The organism is Amycolatopsis sp. A133, assembly GCF_031082405.1.
In the GTDB taxonomy this organism is placed as follows: Bacteria; Actinomycetota; Actinomycetes; order Mycobacteriales; family Pseudonocardiaceae; genus Amycolatopsis.
The window spans coordinates 247,053-263,766 of record NZ_JAVHJU010000025.1; the positions used below are offsets into that span (position 1 = coordinate 247,053).

Sequence of the window (16,714 nt, forward strand, 5' to 3'; positions counted from 1 at the left end):
AGACGTCCGAGGAGTCACCATGCCTGACGCGCCCGCCCTGCCGAGTTACGCCTCGGGGACCTCGGAGGTCCCGCTGCTCGGGGACACGATCGGCGACAACTTCGACCGGACGGTGGCCGCCTTCGGGGACCGTGACGCCCTCGTCGACCGGACCGCCGGCCGCCGGTGGACCTACCGGGAGCTGGCCGATGAGGTGGACGCGCTGGCCCTCGGCCTGGTCGCGCAGGGCATCGGCAAGGGTGACCGGGTCGGGATCTGGTCGCCGAACCGGGCGGAATGGACCTTCCTGCAGTACGCGACGGCCAAGATCGGCGCCATCCTCGTCAACATCAACCCCGCTTACCGGTCGCACGAGCTGGAGTACGTGCTCAACCAGGCCGGCATCCGGCTGCTGGTCGCGTCGGACAAGTTCAAGACGTCCGACTACCCGGCGATGGTCGACGAGGTGCGCGAGAAGTGCGCCGCGCTCGAGCACGTCGTCATCCTGGGCGGTGAGAGCTGGCAGGCGCTGGTGGACGCCGGCCGGGGCGGGGACCCGGAACGGCTGGAGCGCCTGCAGGCCGGGCTGTCGGCGGACGACCCGATCAACATCCAGTACACCTCCGGGACCACCGGCTTCCCCAAGGGCGCCACCCTGTCCCACCACAACATCCTCAACAACGGCTACTTCGTCGGCGAGCTGTGCAACTACACCGAAGAAGACAAGGTGTGCATCCCGGTGCCCTTCTACCACTGACTCTCTAGAGTGAAATGGAACAACGTTCCGATTAGTAGGGCAACTGGCAAAGCGACCGCAGTCGGCCGACACCCTCGATGACTTGCCGCGCCGCACACCGCCCTCCGCACACGACAATGCCGACGCCTGCGCCCTTAGGCCTACCCCGGCCCCAATCTTAAGGTGACCCTTCTGGGCTGATGTCCTGCCGGTTTCGCGCGAGCAACATCAGTCTGACACGTGGTAACAGGCTCGCGTTTTGATGCGACAGTGTCGTCGTGACTTCATCTCGACGACGCACCACCAGTCTTCTGATCAGTCCGTCGCCACGGCAGCGAAGGATGAAGGTCCAGTCAGGGCTGCGTCACACCAAGAAAAACTACCTCCCTCAATGGCCGACTGTGTTGACCGCCTTGACCGCTCTACTGAGTGCCATAGCCGCGGCGCTGTCGGTGTACGTGTCTAGCCGGTCTAACGACCAAACAATCCGGTTGACCGAACAGGGTCAGGTCACGCAGCGGTATGCCACGGCGATCGAACTGATCGGAAAACGCGGCGATGAATTCCTGCAGACGAGGCTCGGGGGCATCTACGCCCTCGAACGGCTCGCCCGCGATTCACCTGCTGATCAACCAACCATCGTTGAAGTCCTGAGCGCGTACGTCCGTACCACTGCGCCTGTACGCACCAAAGGTACTTGTGCGGGCCAGCCGCTGTCCCCGGTTTCCGACGTCCAGGCCGCCATCGCCGTGCTGGGGCGGCGGAATCCGGCCGCTGACGGTCTGGCAGTAGTCGATCTGCACAACACGTGCCTCGGCGGCGTCGCGATCGGCGGTGTCGGTACGCGGCCGAATTTCGCGCGCTCGGATCTGAGGGGCGTGGACATGACTGGTGCTGATGTCGCGATCGCCGACTTCGATAAGGCGGACTTCCGTGGCGCCAACCTTGGTGGTGCACGGTTCGAGGGCGTCCAGTTCGCCGGGGCATTTTTTGCTGACAGCGACCTGCGAGACGTGACGTTCGTATACAGTGCAGTTGGGAGGCCGTTCGCAGATGCAGCATTCTCGCAGGCAAAAATAGACTCCGATACCTGGGATTCCCTTATTTTCTACCATGCTAATCTGCAAGGTGCTGAGCGCAGCGGGCCCAATCGCTGACGATAAGGTGCTGCAAGCGCAGCGTCGTTGTAGGCGCAGAAGGTGCTCGGAGGAAGTGTCCTGGACAGCAGTGGGGCGGCCTGTCCTTCCGCGGTGGCTGGTGGCCTCTGGGGGCGAGGGTCGTCGGTCTCCTCAAGGGATTGGGGTATTGCGGAAATCTCGAAGGTAGGCGGCACCTGCCACTAGTAACATCAATGTGTACCCAGTCGCACTGGCGAACAGTAATTTACCGCTCTTGACAAAGTGGTCAAGCAGATGCCAAGTGTAAAATCCTGATACGATCCAAGGAACAGTGTAAACAAGCAAAAAGATAAGTCTGTACGGCCACGGTGCCGCTTTCGGGTTTACAACGTATTCGCCGGCGCGCGAACCGACTCTCTTTCTTAGGTTCGCATCGATGCCTGTGTGGCGGAATAACTCATTCTCCACCAGCATTGCGGAGGTCCCGCGTTTGCCGGCAAGTGCGACCAGTAGCGTACTGTACAGCATGGCCAACCATAGGGGGGATGGCACGAGTGCCGCGGCGGTCCTTGGAAGGGATGCAATCTTGTCCAAGAAGGCTACGGACGCAGCTGCATAGGCGAGCGCTGCGCCGAGCAGTGCGATATTGATGTTGAGAAGCGTGACGTTTTCTGCGCGTTCCGCCTGATAAAATGCTCCCAGTGCGGCTACTTGCGGCGAGACGTCTCGTCCTCTATGTGTGTTCGGTGTCCATCTAATTCTTGGCATGTCTGCATTGTTCCATAGGTGCTTGTGATTCAGAAGGTTTGTTATCGGGGCCAAAGCGCCGGCGCACCTCGTCGATGGAGATCGCCGTATGGGTAGTGTCGTGCCAAGTCGCAGTACGCTCGAGGAACTTTAGGTAGAGGGGAGTGCAGTAGATGTCCCCAAACCGAGTCAGGTTGTGATCGCAGTGCTGGTCGCGGTCTGAATGGCAGTGTAGACGTCGATATCTTCCTGCCCGAAGTCGATGCTTATGACCACCGCGTAAGGAATCCGGAGATTTTTTGTGGCATCGTGGTCTTCCCACCAGCCGAGCACGGGGTACACGGCGAGCAGCCTGTCACCGCCCAGCTGGCTGGCTTCCAGGTCCACATAGTCGTGTTGCACCGTGCCGCGGCTGCGCAGCTGAGGGCCGACGGTCCAGTTGTACCCGGAAGTCTTGTCACGCCCGGTGGCGGCGCCTCGGGCGAGCCGGTTGATCCTGCTGCGCAGCTGGTCCTCCGTTTCGGCTGGACCTTGCATCGCCCACTTGAGACGACCGCCGGCGTAGCGCTGACCGGCGAGGTTCTCGGTGGGCTCGATGAAGCAGGACAGGGTGACGGCCAGCCGCACGCCGGCTTCGGCGTGGTCTTCGAGGATTTCGTCGGGCAGCGGAATCTGCAGCATCTGAGCTTGCCGCTCGCCCGGTGCGAGAGTGCCTTCATACACGAACACCGGTCGGTTGCTGTCAGAGTTGCAGGCTGTGCTCAAGTCGGGAACGCCGTATCCGACAGCGCGCAGGCGCTCTTTGCGATCCGGGAACTGGCTTGTCATCGTCGACGTCCACCGCGCGCTGTGGACGTAAAGGGCACGCAACGCCGCCGGTCCCAGATCAGGTTGCTTGCGTGCGAGGATCGCGAGATCGGCCGCCGCAGCGGCCGCTGCCGGACTTGTCGCCCACGTCTGTGTGCTCAGCCGGCCGGTGGAGTGTTGGTGGCTGGTCGTCCACAGTGAGAGGTGTTCGGCGCCGGTGTTCGGCAGGCCACCTCCGGGCGCGGTGTTGCCGGCTTCCTTCACGATGTCTGGCTTGACCGGCCGGCCACTGCCTCCCACGTCAGTAGTGGCGTAGGGACTCAGGCCACCCACCGGCGCCAGCGCATCCGGATAGGAACCCGTACCCGACGCTGCGGCGCCGGTCAGCGCCGTATAACCGCCGACGGAAATCGCGTTCCACGCCTGAGCTGGCTGACAGATCGGTTCACCCAGGTTCACCATGGGATAGTTCTCGGCGTCGGTGGCCAGCCGAGCGTCGGGCACGTTCCCGGCCGCCACGACGATCAGCCGGCCCGTTCCGGCGTTCCACGCGAGCTGGTCGACCCCCATCGACCAGGCAGTGCGCAGGCCGACGGGGTTGTCCGCGCCGACGCTCAAGCTGTGCACGACCGTGGTGCCGTCGGCGTAGGTCTCCGCTTCGGCGATCGAATTTTCGGTGCGCGCCGCCCACAGATCCGGGGCGTCGTCTTGAGGACCGCTCGAAGGTGTCGGGATGAGCCGCATTCCGACCAGCCGGTTCTGCGGACGCAGCGTGCCGGCGGCGACACCCTGCAAGTAGTCGGGGTACGTCGCGATGCCCGCCATTTCCGTGCCGTGGCCGTGCCGGTCCACCGAATCCGGCTCTCCAGGGACGACGCTGCCGCTGCCCACCAAGACCGGAGCCAGGTACGGGTGCGTCGAGCTGGTGCCGGTGTCGTGAACCGCGACGATCGCCGCGTCTTCGGGCGGCTGTTTGACAGCGACCGGCGGCGCGGCGGACTCCTCTCCCAGCAGTACCGCCTCGACCAGGCGCACGCGCGGTGCGAGGTGCACCTCGTAGATCTCGGGAACCAGTCCGGGCAGCTCGGCCAGGACGGCGCCGGACAGGCGTGCGAGGAAGATGTCCCTCTCGACACCTTCGAACCGGGCGGGTGTGCCGAAGTAGCCGCCCAGCTGGGCGAGCCACCCTACTTCTTGCGATACCCGAGTCCGGTCGTCGGAGGTGTCGAGGCGGCCGCCTCGCGCCCACAACTCGACCCAGTACGACTGGTTCGGGTCGATGTCGGACGCGTCGAACTCGTCCAGGCTCAGATCAGCCAGGGTGGGTACCCGGAGGTCGTTGATCCGCGCGACGAGTGCCTGGTTGGCCGGGGCGCCGGCTGTGGTGTCCGTGTCCCGGTAGCGTTCGATTTTCCGTCGAAGAGCCCGCGCGTCGGTGCGCACGTGCACCAGGGCTTGGCCCTGCTCGACGGCGACGAGCACGGCGCTCGATCGTTTGTCGCCGAGGCTGTCGGCGACGGAGCCCAGGTCGTCGGCGCCGGTGGCCACGATCAGCTGGCCTTCGCTGCCGGGCGCACGCCCGCTCTGAGGCTGCTGGGCCTGCTCGATTGCGTCGAGGGAACGCAGGAGCCGGGCAGCGTGCTGCTGGCGGGTCCTGGGCGGGGCCGGACGTCGCTTACCTCCCCCGTGACCTTGATAGGCCTCTTCGACGGCGCGACCCACCCGGATCAAGGGCAGCCCGGTCCGGATCACCGGTGCCACCTCACAGACTGTTCTCCCGGGGCCGTGACGTCAGTTCAGCCGCGATCTCCTCGGTCGACGGTTGCTCTCGGTCACCGAGGATCGCGCCTTTGCGTGCATCGTCGACAGCTGCTTTGACCTGGGCGAACGAAAGCCCTTGACTTTGCTCGGACAGCTTGCGTAAGGCAACGTCATCAACAGGGACGGATCTGAGCAGCCGGCGCAACAACGTCATGACAGCTTCGCTGGTCGGAGCTGGGAACTTGAGCACATCGTCGAACCGGCGCAGGAGCGCAGGATCCAGCGCCCGACCAAAGTTGGTGGCGGCGATGACCAGGCTGTCGCTGTCGTCAGCGTCGAGGAGTTGGAGGAACGTGCTCACCACCCGCTTGGCTTCGCCGACGTCGAGGTCGTCCCCGCGGTGTTTGCCGAGCGCGTCGAACTCGTCGAACAGGTACACGCCACGGACACGCCTGATCTGCTCGAAAATCTCAGTCAGCGTCGCCGCCGTCGCTCCGAGGTACCTTGTGAACAGCACTTCCAGCCGGACACGCGCCAGCGGCAGCTTGAGCTCACCTGCCAGCGCGTGTGCGGCCATCGTCTTGCCGCATCCGGGCGGTCCGTGCAGGAGCAGCCGGCGGCGCGCGCTCAAGCCGTGTTCGGCGAGGCGGCCAGCCATCCGTTGTTCGTCCAGCACTCGTTGCAGGCCGGCGCGCAGCGCCGACGGCAACACCAGTTCGGAGAGCCGTGCGTCGCTGTAGCGTACGTCGAGCACGTCGGCGAGATCGCGAGGTGCGCGCGCCAGTTGGATCGCGCGTCCGGCCGTGGCAGGGTCAGCTCGCTCGGGTTCCAGCTCCCGGGCTTCAGTCAGCAGGTTGCGCAGCCTGGCGGCCTGGCGGGTGTGCCCGGCCCGGGACTCCGCCGCGATTAGCTGTGTCAGGAGGTTCCGCCATCGGCGTTCGTCACCTTGGGTGTGAGCCCGAACCATCTCGGTGATGATCTCAGCCGTCGCCATGTCGGCACCTCCCTCCTGAGTCCAGTCCCTCGTCACTCACATCATCGCATCTCGACCGCTCGTTACCAGGTAACCGGGGGTAGTCTTCACCTGCAAGATGGCTGCCGCCGGTCGAGTGACTGTCCTGTCTCACCGAACCCGAGGCGAAGGCGCCGGAGCTGATGGGTTGGCCGCGCTACCTGATGCGGGATCTCGCGAAGTTGATGCCAGAGGCTCAACCGCGTTGACTGGGGATGCGTCACGAGATGTCAGTGACAAGGCGTCATCGACTGTCAGTCGACTCGCGTTGCGGCTGGGGCTGCAGGCCCCGGCCCGCCAAGCGGCCCACAAAAGCTCCCGGCACACATCCGCCGGTGACTCGTCGAAGTTGCAGCGGCTACGTCAAGCCGGTGAACCTCTCTGGCGCGCCTGGCACGATCGCCGGTTCTGTCGGTGTGCGCTGGGAGCATCGGCGGAGTGGGTGCAGATTCGTCGGGATTGACCGAGCAGAAGCTGACCCGGGGCTGGCCTGCCGGCACCGCCGGAGTGAAAGGCCGGCTGGCCACCGCCGAGGACATCCCGGCGATCGCCGAACTCGCTCCGGCCTCGGGCATCGGCTCGATGTGGTCATCACCCCTCCCCGCGGCGCCGACCTGGTCATCGAGATCGACTCCGCACACAACCCACGCAGCGTCGAGAAGCTGCAGTACGCCCACGCCGCGGGCGCGGTCAGCATCTGGAGCCGCTGGCGGGCCGGGCCGCTGCAAGAGGTTCCCGGCGTCACCACGATCGATCTGCGTCCCACCTCCGCCGGCGGTTAGGACTCCTCGCCCAGGCACGGTGAGGCTCTGCCAGGATCGCCTCCTTCGTGCTTGAAGAAGGGCGGCGTGTGCCTGGCGTGGTCGCCGCGTGGCTGCGGACCCGCTGAATTTGGCTCGTGCGGGGTCAGCCAGGCCGGTCGACGACGCGGGGTTCGGTGTTGAGGACGAGATCTCCGCCATCGGCCTTGTGCGCTCCCGGTCAGCAGCCTTGCTGAGGATGGGAGCACGCTACGGGTCTCCGCGCGCTCGGTGCCCCCTGTGGCGACCGCGGAAGGTGATGGCGCAGGTGTGGAGCGCATCGTATTGCGTCATGCAGCTACTGCAGAACGTAGTCGATCGCGGCCGTGATTGTCGATTCATGGGTGATCAACACTGTGTATAAAACTAACCGTCAATACCACGGATGCTGCAAGGACTGCTCCGGACGTGATTGAAAACAAGAAGGGCTGGTTGCGAATTGGCCGACCAGATTTTCTGCTGCGCAAGAACTCCTTCGTTGAGAAGCGAAGGCTGACTATAAATAAGATCAGAGACATTGTGGACGACCAAAGAAAACCCTCTGAGCTTCCGACAATTGCGGATGGGATGTCCAATATGAGAATTATGAGAGCGAGGGTCATGTATAGTGGCGGAATATGGATTTCATCACTGTCTTCGGCTCGTGGCGGGCCTCCGTGCGGGTACGGTTCGGGACTGTTGGATCTAATGCTTCTGCTGAATTGCGGGTTGCTTGCGCTGGAAGGCCGCTTTTGTCTCTTGGGTGGATTTTGCTGACGGAAGGTTGCAACTGCCGCCCATGCGGAGATGACTCCTGCGATCGCACTGATAATAGTGGCAATGAAGTTTCCGGTATCCACGTGGCTCGTTTCTGGTCGATGGTGCAATGCTTGATCGTCGCCTGCGCCGCCGCATCTCGCCTACACTGGGTTCGTCCTAGTGAAGATGTACTCGTACTGAACAGTCATCCCGTGTGCATCGCTCGGCGACGTTCGTTCGTTTCAGCGAGCCTGGCCGGGCGCTGCCTCCGGCGTGCTGTCGCCTTGTCCCTTGCGAGTCAAACTCTGTAGCCTAATACTTGATCAATCCTCTATAATCCACGCGCAGTTCGGCGAAGCACGCGCGACACATCCGTCATTCCTGGCTAGTCGTAGCTTCCCTCGGCCTGCCATTCCTGTCCGCATGTGGCTCATCAGGTTTCAGTCCGGCCTCAAGTCGGCTGGGGCTGAGTGGCGGCGGCCGGCAGGCGACGGCACTGGCGCCCCGGTGCGAGTGATACCTTCTGTCGGGGAACGTGCTGGCGGCCCAGGGCGTCGTCGGCGGAGTAGCAGTACTGCAGCCCCAGGTGATCACTGCGGCGGAATGCCGCGACCGCGGCCCTGCTCCAGCGACGGATATCGTTCCAACATCGACCTCCTCTCGTGAAACGATGAGCATGCGCACGCTCACATAGGGGTGTGAGAATTTCGGCCGATTCGAGCCACTTCGACGGCCGGTGGCGGCGGGCGGCCACCGGCGGTTCGACACCAGTACCGCATGACGCGTCAAGCTCGAGCGACTCGCACGATTGGGTGGCGGCCAGCAAGTTTGGTGGTAGGACGGGTCGGGATCTGCCATCGATGCGAGACGATGCCTGTGCCGGTACCTGTGCGGCACTTGCGTCGGGTTCTTAGACTCGGCGCCAGTCATTGCCGACTTCAGGAGGCACCATGCCTGACGCGCCCGCCTTGCCGAGCTACGCCTCGGGGATCTCCGACACCCCGCTCTTGGGTGACACGATCGGTGACAACTTCGACCGCACCGTGGCCGCGTTCCCGGACCAGGACGCCCTGGTCGACCGGTACGCCGGCCGCCGCTGGACCTACCGGGACCTCGCGGCCGAGGTGAACGCCGTCGCGCTCGGGCTGCTCTCCCTGGGGATCGACAAGGGTGACCGGGTCGGGATCTGGTCGCCGAACCGGTGGGAGTGGACCTGCGTCCAGTACGCCACCGCGAAGATCGGCGCGATCCTGGTCAACATCAACCCCGCCTACCGCTCACACGAGCTGGAGTTCGTGCTCAACCAGTCCGGCGTGAAGCTGCTGGTGGCCTCGGACGCGTTCAAGACGTCGGACTACCCGGCCATGGTCGAGGAGGTTCGGGAGAAGTGTGCCGCGCTGGAGCACGTCGTGGTCCTGGGTGGCGAGAGCTGGCAGGCCCTGGTCGACGCCGGCTGGCAGGGCGACCCCGCCGTGCTGGTCGAGAAGCAGGCCGCGCTGTCGCCGGATGACCCGATCAACATCCAGTACACCTCGGGCACGACGGGCTTCCCGAAGGGCGCCACGCTCAGCCACCACAACATCCTGAACAACGGCTTCTTCGTCGGGGAGTTGTGTGACTACGATCACAATGATCGTGTTTGCATATGTGTTCCCTTCTACCACTGCTTCGGCATGGTGATGGGCAACCTCGCCTGCACCAGCCACGGCGCCTGCATGGTGATCCCGGCACCCGCGTTCGATCCGGAGGCGACGCTCGAAGCGGTGGCGGCCGAGCGGTGCACGTCGCTCTACGGGGTGCCGACCATGTTCATCGCCGAGCTGAACCACCCGGACTTCGGCGGGTTCGACCTGTCGTCGCTGCGGACCGGGATCATGGCGGGCTCGCCGTGCCCGGTCGAGGTGATGAAGCAGGTCATCGACCGGATGGGGATGAGCGAGGTGTCGATCTGCTACGGCATGACCGAGACGTCGCCGGTGTCGACGCAGACGCGGGCCGACGACTCGATCGAGCGGCGGGTGTCGACGGTCGGGCGGGTCGGGCCGCACCTGGAGGTCAAGGTCGTCGACCCGGAGACCGGGCTGACGGTGCCGCGGGGCGAACCGGGCGAGCTGTGCACGCGCGGGTACTCGGTGATGCTCGGGTACTGGGAGCAACCGGACAAGACGGCCGAGGCGATCGACGCCGCCCGCTGGATGCACACCGGCGACCTGGCGGTCATGGACGGCGACGGTTACGTGAACATCACCGGCCGGATCAAGGACATGGTGATCCGCGGCGGCGAAAACCTGTACCCGCGGGAAATCGAGGAGTTCCTCTACACCCACCCGGACATCCTGGACGCGCAGGTCATCGGCGTCCCGGACGAGAAGTACGGCGAAGAGCTGATGGCCTGGGTCCGGATGCGCGACGGCGCCGAACCGCTGACCACCGAAAAGGTCCGCGAGTTCTGCGAAGGCAAGCTGGCCCGCTACAAGATCCCGCGGTACGTCCTCGTCGTCGACGAGTTCCCGATGACGGTGACCGGGAAGGTCCGCAAGGTCGAGATGCGCAAGAAGTCGATCAGCCTGCTCGGCCTGGAGAAGGCCGCGGCGACGAAGCACGCCTAAACCGATCGGGGCGGCCGGGCGTTGGCCCTTCGCGATTCCGCGAAGGGAGGCGACCGATGATCATTCTCGCCTGGGACTGGTGAAGGTCCGTGCGGGGCGCCTGCGTGCAGGCGCCCCGCACGCGCGTCAGGAGACCGCCGCGGCAGCCTCCGCGATCGCCTTTGCGTCCTCCTCGCCGAACGTCTCTTCCAGCTGCTCCGGCGAGTAGTCGAGGTCGATCTGCTCCACCGGCATCCCGCGCGCCGACTCGATCGCGCCCAGGCGGCGCTGGGCGCGGTCCGCGGCGTACTGGATGATCTCCTGCGGGTCGTTGTCGAAGGGCAGTTCCTCGAACTGGTCCTGCACCCACTGGATCATGTTGAGCGCGTGGGGGAGCAGCTCGCCCATCCGCTGCTGGACCGCGTCCCACAGGGAGTCGTCCGCGGCGACGTGCCGCCGGCAGGTGAACGTGCCCCAGGCCATGTGGCGGCGCTCGTCGTCGCCGATGCGGCGGACCAGTTCCTGCATGCCCGGCAGGATGTCGTGCTGGGTGCAGATCAGCTGCCACGAGTAGTAACCGGTGAGCGCGAGGCTGCCCTCGATGACGTGGTTGTAGGTGACGCTCGCGCGGATCTGGTTGAGCGGGCTGGGATCGTCCTCCAGCGCCCGCAGCGACCGCGGGAGCTCGTCGTAGAACAGCTTGCGGTAGTGGGGGTTCTCCGCGACGAACGGGTGCAGGTCGCCGGTCAGCCCGACGGCGTCCATCCAGCGCCGGAACACTTCCGTGTGCTTCGCTTCCTCGAAGCAGAACTGCGTCAGGTACATCTCGTCGCCGAACCGGCCGGTCGCCGACATCGCCCGCATGAACGGCTGGATGTCCTCGGTGACGGCTTCTTCGCCGGCGATGAACTGCGCGACCAGGTACGTCGTGCTTCGCTGCTGCTCCGGGTTGAGGCTGTCCCAGCCTTCGCGTTCCCGGCTGAAGTCGATGTCCGCCGGGTTCCAGAACTTCTTGTTGCCCTTGACGAACAGCCGCAGCGGGAACGAATCCCAGTTCAGCCCGCCCTTGCGCAGCGAAGAGAAGCCGGTCCGGAGTTCCGGGAGCGTGTCGGTCATCGTTTCACTCCGATAGCGATTCAGTGGACGAATTGACGGATGGCGGGGGCCAGCACCGCGGTGACGGCGTCGGCCGCTTCGGTCGCCGAGTGCGTCGAAAGCACCAGGTGCGACAGGGAAAGCCGCACGGCGGTCTCCGCGAGCAGGGCCGCGGCTTCGGCGGACAGCCCGGGTTCGAACTCGCGGTACTGCTCGGCGGCGAGGTCCGCGGCCGCGGTGAGGATCGGCTCGCCCCGGGTCGTGAGCAGCGGCAGCAGGTCTTCGCCCGCTTCGGTGCCGAGCGCCGCCGCGACCAGGCGGTTCTCCCGGGCGTGCTCGATCGTGTAGACGACGGCGTGGTGGATGCCCGCCAGGAGCCCGTCCGCCGTTTCGAACCGCTGCCGGATCCCGTCGAGGAACTCCGACGCGGTGCGCAGCGCCACCGCCTGGGTCAGCGCCGCCTTGTTCCCGAACTCGTTGTAGACCGTCTGCCTGCTCACCCCGGCCTTGGCCGCGACGTCGGCCATCCGCAGCCCCGCGTGACCGCGGTCCGGCAGCAGGTCCGCGGCGGCGTCGAGCAGTGCTTCGCGCAGGGACGCCTTCGTCCGCTCGGTGAAGCTGGTCACACTTTTACCTTGACACAGATCGTCCTGCTGTCAAGGGGCTGTACACGCTCGGTTCGCACGTAAAACTGTCGGTGGTGGCGGCTACGGTGCTGGGGTGGGCATCACCGTGGGTTTCGACCTGGACATGACACTGATCGACGCGCGGCCGGGCATGGCCGCGGCGATGAACGCGCTCGGCGTCGAATCCGGCCTGCCGCTGGACGGCGAGGCGTTCGCGGCGAACCTCGGGCCGCCGCTCGACGACATCCTGCGCGGCTTCGAAGCGCCCGAGGAACGCATCCCCGGCCTGGTCGACCGGTTCCGCGCGATGTACCCCGAGGTGGTCGTGCCGAGCGCGGTCGCGCTGCCGGGTGCGGTCGAGTCGCTCCGCGCGGTGCGGGCCGCGGGCGGGCGCACGCTGGTCGTCACCGGGAAGTACGGGCCCAACGCACAACTGCACGTCGACGCGCTGGGTCTCGACGTCGACGAAGTCGTCGGCGAGCTGTGGTCGACGCAGAAGGCCGAGGCGCTTCTGGCGCACGACGCACGGGTGTATGTCGGAGATCACGCCGGTGATATCCGCGGTGCACTCGCGGCCGGCGCGATCCCGGTCGGCGTCACCACCGGGCCGTGCGACCGCACGCTCCTGCTGAGTGAAGGAGCGGAGGTGGTGTTCGAGTCGCTGACGGAGTTCCCGGAGTGGTTCGAGCGGACGTTCGCGGCGGTCCCTTAATTCTTGGCGCGCGCTTCCATGACCAGCGCGATCAAGCCCAGCAACAGGCCCAGCGGCGTGATGACCCCGGCGGCGAGGGACAGCCAGACCGGCAGGTTCTCGAGGCCGGCGGCGAACATGATGAAGACCGCCAGCACGGCGATCATGCCGAGGGCGAACAAGCCGATGCCGACGCGCATCAGGAACGGTTTGCCGGGAGCGGCCACGCCGGCCTCCTTCGTCGTGCTCTTCATGACGCAAGAGGGTATCCGCCGGTATCGACTTCTCCCCAGGGCCTGTGGCGAGATACCCTTTACCCAGCGCGCCCTGGGTACGCCCCGGGCGCGTTCGTCGTGAGCGGACAGCAGAAGGACTGGTGAGGGAAGTGCCGACCGGCAAGGTCAAGTGGTACGACGCGGAGAAGGGGTTCGGCTTCGTCACGCAGGACGGTGGCGCCGACGTCTACATTCGCAAGGCCGCGCTGCCGCAGGGCGTCGAGGGGCTCAAGGCCGGGCAGCGGCTGGAGTTCGGCGTCGCCGACGGTCGTCGTGGGCCCCAGGCGCTCTCCGTCCGGTTGCTCGACCCACCGCCGTCCGTCGTCGAGGCGCGCCGTCGCCCGGCCGAGGAGCTGCACGGCCTGATCGAGGACATGATCAAGCTGCTCGAGCTGAAGGTGCAGCCGGACCTGCGGCGCAACCGCTACCCGGACCGCAAGAACACCAAGCAGATCGCCGAGATCATGCGTGCGGTCGCCCGGGACATCGACCCCTAAAGCGATCCTCAAGCCTCGAGCCGCAGGCCCCACACGTCGCTGGGCAGCAGGCCCGACTCACCGGTGCTGGAGTTCAGCACGGCGGTGTACTTCTGCACGTCGACCGCCGAGATGCGGTCGGCGGACGTCGGCGGCAGCACGGTGTAGGCGTAGCGGTCCAGCGACGTGAACGGGATCGGGTCGCTCTGCTTGTACTCGCCCTGCGGGGTCACGTACTCGTAGACGATCTGCCACGGCGCGTCCGCGACCTCGCCGGGCACCGAGATCTGCACCGGCTTGCCGGGGCGGACCTTCAGCGTCTGCGTCGAGCCCTTCGCGCTGCACGGCTGCGCCAGCTTCTGGGAGTAGTCGCACGTGAGCACCGGCGCGGTGTTGATCGTGTGGCCGTCGGCGTAGAAGGTGACCTCGGCCGGGCCGGGCGCCGAGCAGCCGGCCACCGCGAACCCACCGGCCGCAAGCAGGGCCACCACCCGGGAACGTCGCATGGGCTCAGACCCTACCGGCGGGCCGTCGGGTCCCCGGGCAGGCCCTGGGCCGGGAAGCTGCCGGTCGGCTCGGGGCGCAGCGGCCGGTCGCCGCCGAGCCCCGGCACGAGCGAGCTGCCGCGGCGCACCAGGTACGTCTGCGTGAGGCCGACCGCCAGCAGAATGCTGACCACCAGGAAGCCGATCCAGTACGTCGGCGGCAGCAGCAGGCCGACCGCACCGCCCATGCACCAGGCCAGCTGCAGCACGGTTTCCGAGCGGCCGAACGCCGACGCGCGAGACTCCTCGGGCAAGTCCTCCTGGATGACGGCGTCGAGGCTGATCTTGGCCAGCGCGCTGGCCGTCGCGCCGACCAGGCCGACGATCGCGGCCGTGGCCAGCCCGGGGAGGATCGTCGCGACCAGCGCGGCCAGCACGCAGCCCGCCACGCACCCGACGATCACCTGGTCGGGGCTCCCGAAGTGCAGGCGCGAGCCCAGCGCGTTGCCGAGGAACCCGCCGGCCCCCGCCGCGGCGCCGATCACGCCGAGCAGCAGCAGCTGCATGAACGGGGTCTGCCCGCTGCCCTCGGTCTGCGCCTTGACCGCGAAGGCGGCGAACATCATGAGGAAGCCGGTGAGCACGCGCACCGAGCCGTTGCCCCACAGCGCGACGACGATGTGGCGCCCCATCGGCTGACGGCGCTTCTTTTCCTTCGGATGAGCCGAAAGGGAGGTCGGCACCTCGCCTTCGGTCGCCTCCACCCACGCCGGGATCCGCATCGACTGCACCGCCGCGGCGACGCAGATCAGCGCCGTGAACCACAGCGCGCCCGCCGAGCCGGAGACAGCGTTGATGCCGCTGGCCACCGCGCCGAACACGCCCGCGGCGACCAGGCCGAACGTGGTGAGCCGGGCGTTCGTCTTGGAAAGCGTGATCTCCGACGGCAGCACCCGCGGTGTCACCGCGGCCTTGAGCACGGTGAACGACTTCGACAGCACCATCATCCCGAGCGCGGCCGGGTAGAGCAGCCAGTCGTCGAAGTGCAGCGCCATCACGACGGCCATCAGCCCCTGGCCGATCGAAGACGCGCACATCGCCAGCCGCCTGCCGCGCTGCACCTTGTCGAGCGCGGGGCCGATCACCGGGGCGACCAGCGCGAACGGCGCGATCGTGATGAGCAGGTAGAGCGCCACCTTGCCCTTGCTCTCGCCGCTGGTCGCGGCGAAGAACAGGGTGTTGGCCAGCGCGATCGCCATCGCCGCGTCGCTGGCGTAGTTCAGCATCACGGCGTAGGTCAGCGAGGTGAGACCGGACTTTTCGGCGCCGTCGGCCTTCGTCGCGCGCTGGAAGGCGTCGACGGCCTGGCCGGTCAGCTGCCGGCTGCGCATCGCGGCGACCCGTGTGACGGTGATCTTCTTCGGCAGCTTCGGCGTGCCGCCCGGCGTCCGCGGTTCCTCCCGCGGTGCCGGTTCCGGCTCCGGGGGCCGCGGTTCGCCCGCGTAGCCGCCGGTGTCGTAGTGCTCGTACTCGCCGCTGCCGGGATAGCGTTCGCCCTGGTAGAAGCCGCCGGGCGGTGGCTCGCGGCGCACCGGCTCGGTGCGGTGCGGGTCGTACGGCCGCGGCCCGCGCGGCGGGGGCGGCCGGTGGCCCGTCGGCGCGGCGGCGGTGGGGGCTTCGTCGGCGTTCGGCACGCGGCCGTCGTGGAACCCCGGGCGCGGCGGTGCCGGCCGCTGGACACGGGTGGGTGGCGGGACGGGACGTTCCACGCGGGTGGGTGGCGGCGGGCTTCCGTGCTCGGCGCGCGGCGCGGCGGCGTCCCGCCAGGACCTGGCCTGCGCGGCTCCCGGTTCCGGCGCCCAGCGCCGCTTGGACTTCCGGCCGCGCGGCTGCCCCGACCGGGTGCCGTCGGAGCCGGAGCGGGAGCGGAAGAGTGCCACGTGTCAATCCTGCCTTACCGGGGGCCGGTTCCGCCTGCTCATCCGTGCTTTCACGCCGGAGCTCCGACGAACCTCACCCGGAACGTGACCGGCCACTGCTTCCCGGTGAGGAGGAATTCGCCGGTTCCCGGGACGGCGGCGATACCGTTGAGCACGTCTTCGGCGCCCGTCGCGTTCGCTTTCACACGGAGCTGACCTGCGTCGATCGTTCCGGTGATGCGCCCGGAGGCGGCGTCGATCCGCAGCACGGTGTCGGTGTGCCAAACGTTTGCGTAGACGTCGCCGCCGACGCACTCGAGTTCGTTGAGCTGGTCGCGCCCGACGTCGACGCCGCCGGTGACGGCGAAGGTCTTCGGGTCCCGGAAGGTCAGGCGCGCGGAGCCGTTGCTCATCACCAGCCGGTCCGCCTGGTGGCACAGGCCCCAGCCTTCGCCTTCGAACGGCACGCGCCGCAGCTCGGCGAGGGTGGCCGCGTCGCGTTCGATGGCGAACCCGTCCTGCCAGGTGAGCTGCCACAGCGTCGGCCCGAGGACGGTGACACCCTCACCGAACAGCGGCGACGGCAGCGTGGCCGTGGTCCGGGGCGGGCCGCCCGCCGGGCCCGCGGTGAGCGTCGACCGCCCGGCGAGCCCGGTGCTCTCGTACAGCGTGTCCCCGGCGAACTCGAAGCCTTCGGTGAACGCGGCGGGATCGTGCGGCAGCGTCGAGACCACCTGAACGGTGAGCCGTTCCGGGCCGGGTGGCTGTTCGGGGGCGCCGGCGCAGCCGCCGAGGGCGGCGGCCAGCAGCAGGGCGGTGACGATCGGCGTACGCACGTTGAACAGCCTGGCACGGGCGCCG

General features: G+C 67.0%; 14 protein-coding genes and 1 pseudogene. 6 read left to right on the plus strand and 9 right to left on the minus strand.

The features are described 5' to 3' along the window. Positions 1 to 19: 19 nt before the first annotated feature. Together Q5425_RS19970 and Q5425_RS19975 are read left to right on the plus strand one after the other, a co-directional pair. Positions 20 to 733 (plus strand): annotated as a pseudogene (locus tag Q5425_RS19970) (AMP-binding protein); the annotation flags it as partial. A 323-nt stretch (positions 734 to 1,056) separates the two neighbouring features. Beyond that, the gene (locus tag Q5425_RS19975) at positions 1,057 to 1,872 is read left to right on the plus strand and encodes a pentapeptide repeat-containing protein (protein ID WP_308673760.1); all 816 of its coding nucleotides are present in this window, start codon (positions 1,057 to 1,059) and stop codon (positions 1,870 to 1,872) included. Positions 1,873 to 2,004: 132 nt separating this feature from the next. Here Q5425_RS19975 and Q5425_RS19980 read toward each other — a convergent pair whose 3' ends face one another. The 3 genes from Q5425_RS19980 to Q5425_RS19990 all read right to left on the minus strand — a co-directional run bounded on the left by Q5425_RS19980 (position 2,005) and on the right by Q5425_RS19990 (position 6,142). Then, positions 2,005 to 2,601, minus strand: coding sequence for a hypothetical protein (locus tag Q5425_RS19980; protein WP_308673761.1), 597 nt, complete (start codon positions 2,599 to 2,601; stop codon positions 2,005 to 2,007). A 168-nt stretch (positions 2,602 to 2,769) separates the two neighbouring features. Then, positions 2,770 to 5,148, minus strand: coding sequence for a S8 family peptidase (locus Q5425_RS19985; RefSeq protein WP_308673762.1), 2,379 nt, complete (start codon positions 5,146 to 5,148; stop codon positions 2,770 to 2,772). A 1-nt stretch (position 5,149) separates the two neighbouring features. Continuing rightward, positions 5,150 to 6,142, minus strand: a complete 993-nt coding sequence (locus Q5425_RS19990) for an ATP-binding protein (protein ID WP_308673763.1) — start codon at positions 6,140 to 6,142, stop codon at positions 5,150 to 5,152. A gap of 602 nt (positions 6,143 to 6,744) precedes the next feature. Between Q5425_RS19990 and Q5425_RS19995 the strand changes: the two genes are divergently transcribed. Together Q5425_RS19995 and Q5425_RS20000 are read left to right on the plus strand one after the other, a co-directional pair. Next, on the plus strand, positions 6,745 to 6,942 hold the full coding sequence (locus tag Q5425_RS19995; protein WP_308673764.1) for a hypothetical protein: 198 nt from the start codon (positions 6,745 to 6,747) through the stop codon (positions 6,940 to 6,942). Positions 6,943 to 8,648: 1,706 nt separating this feature from the next. Next, complete coding sequence (locus tag Q5425_RS20000; protein WP_308673765.1) at positions 8,649 to 10,307, plus strand: AMP-binding protein; 1,659 nt, start codon at positions 8,649 to 8,651, stop codon at positions 10,305 to 10,307. A 126-nt stretch (positions 10,308 to 10,433) separates the two neighbouring features. Here the strand turns inward: Q5425_RS20000 and Q5425_RS20005 are convergent, their stop codons facing one another. Continuing rightward, on the minus strand, positions 10,434 to 11,402 hold the full coding sequence (locus tag Q5425_RS20005) for a R2-like ligand-binding oxidase (protein WP_308673766.1): 969 nt from the start codon (positions 11,400 to 11,402) through the stop codon (positions 10,434 to 10,436). 20 nt (positions 11,403 to 11,422) lie between these two features. Further along, entirely contained in the window at positions 11,423 to 12,007 is a 585-nt protein-coding gene (locus Q5425_RS20010; protein WP_308673767.1) for a TetR family transcriptional regulator, read from the minus strand. Between the two features lie 94 nt (positions 12,008 to 12,101). Here Q5425_RS20010 and Q5425_RS20015 point away from each other — a divergent pair, with 94 nt between their 5' ends. Beyond that, positions 12,102 to 12,719 (plus strand): HAD family hydrolase, encoded by a 618-nt coding sequence (locus Q5425_RS20015; protein ID WP_308673768.1) that lies wholly within the window; start codon positions 12,102 to 12,104, stop codon positions 12,717 to 12,719. Here Q5425_RS20015 and Q5425_RS20020 read toward each other — a convergent pair. Then, positions 12,716 to 12,952, minus strand: coding sequence for a hypothetical protein (locus Q5425_RS20020; RefSeq protein ID WP_308673769.1), 237 nt, complete (start codon positions 12,950 to 12,952; stop codon positions 12,716 to 12,718). The two genes, Q5425_RS20015 and Q5425_RS20020, sit on opposite strands and share 4 nt — an antisense overlap. Positions 12,953 to 13,083: 131 nt before the next feature. Between Q5425_RS20020 and Q5425_RS20025 the strand changes: the two genes are divergently transcribed. Then, complete coding sequence (locus Q5425_RS20025) at positions 13,084 to 13,470, plus strand: cold-shock protein (protein WP_308673961.1); 387 nt, start codon at positions 13,084 to 13,086, stop codon at positions 13,468 to 13,470. Positions 13,471 to 13,478: 8 nt separating this feature from the next. On the opposite strand, the gene Q5425_RS20030 is transcribed toward Q5425_RS20025, so the two are convergent. From Q5425_RS20030 to Q5425_RS20040, 3 genes are read right to left on the minus strand one after another with little or no spacing between them, the layout of a single operon-like run. Further along, positions 13,479 to 13,955, minus strand: coding sequence for a DUF2771 family protein (locus Q5425_RS20030; protein ID WP_308673770.1), 477 nt, complete (start codon positions 13,953 to 13,955; stop codon positions 13,479 to 13,481). Positions 13,956 to 13,966: 11 nt separating this feature from the next. Further along, positions 13,967 to 15,874, minus strand: coding sequence for an MFS transporter (locus tag Q5425_RS20035; RefSeq protein ID WP_308673771.1), 1,908 nt, complete (start codon positions 15,872 to 15,874; stop codon positions 13,967 to 13,969). Between the two features lie 50 nt (positions 15,875 to 15,924). Continuing rightward, the gene (locus Q5425_RS20040; protein ID WP_308673772.1) at positions 15,925 to 16,689 is read right to left on the minus strand and encodes a glutaminyl-peptide cyclotransferase; all 765 of its coding nucleotides are present in this window, start codon (positions 16,687 to 16,689) and stop codon (positions 15,925 to 15,927) included. Between the last annotated feature and the right edge of the window lie 25 nt (positions 16,690 to 16,714).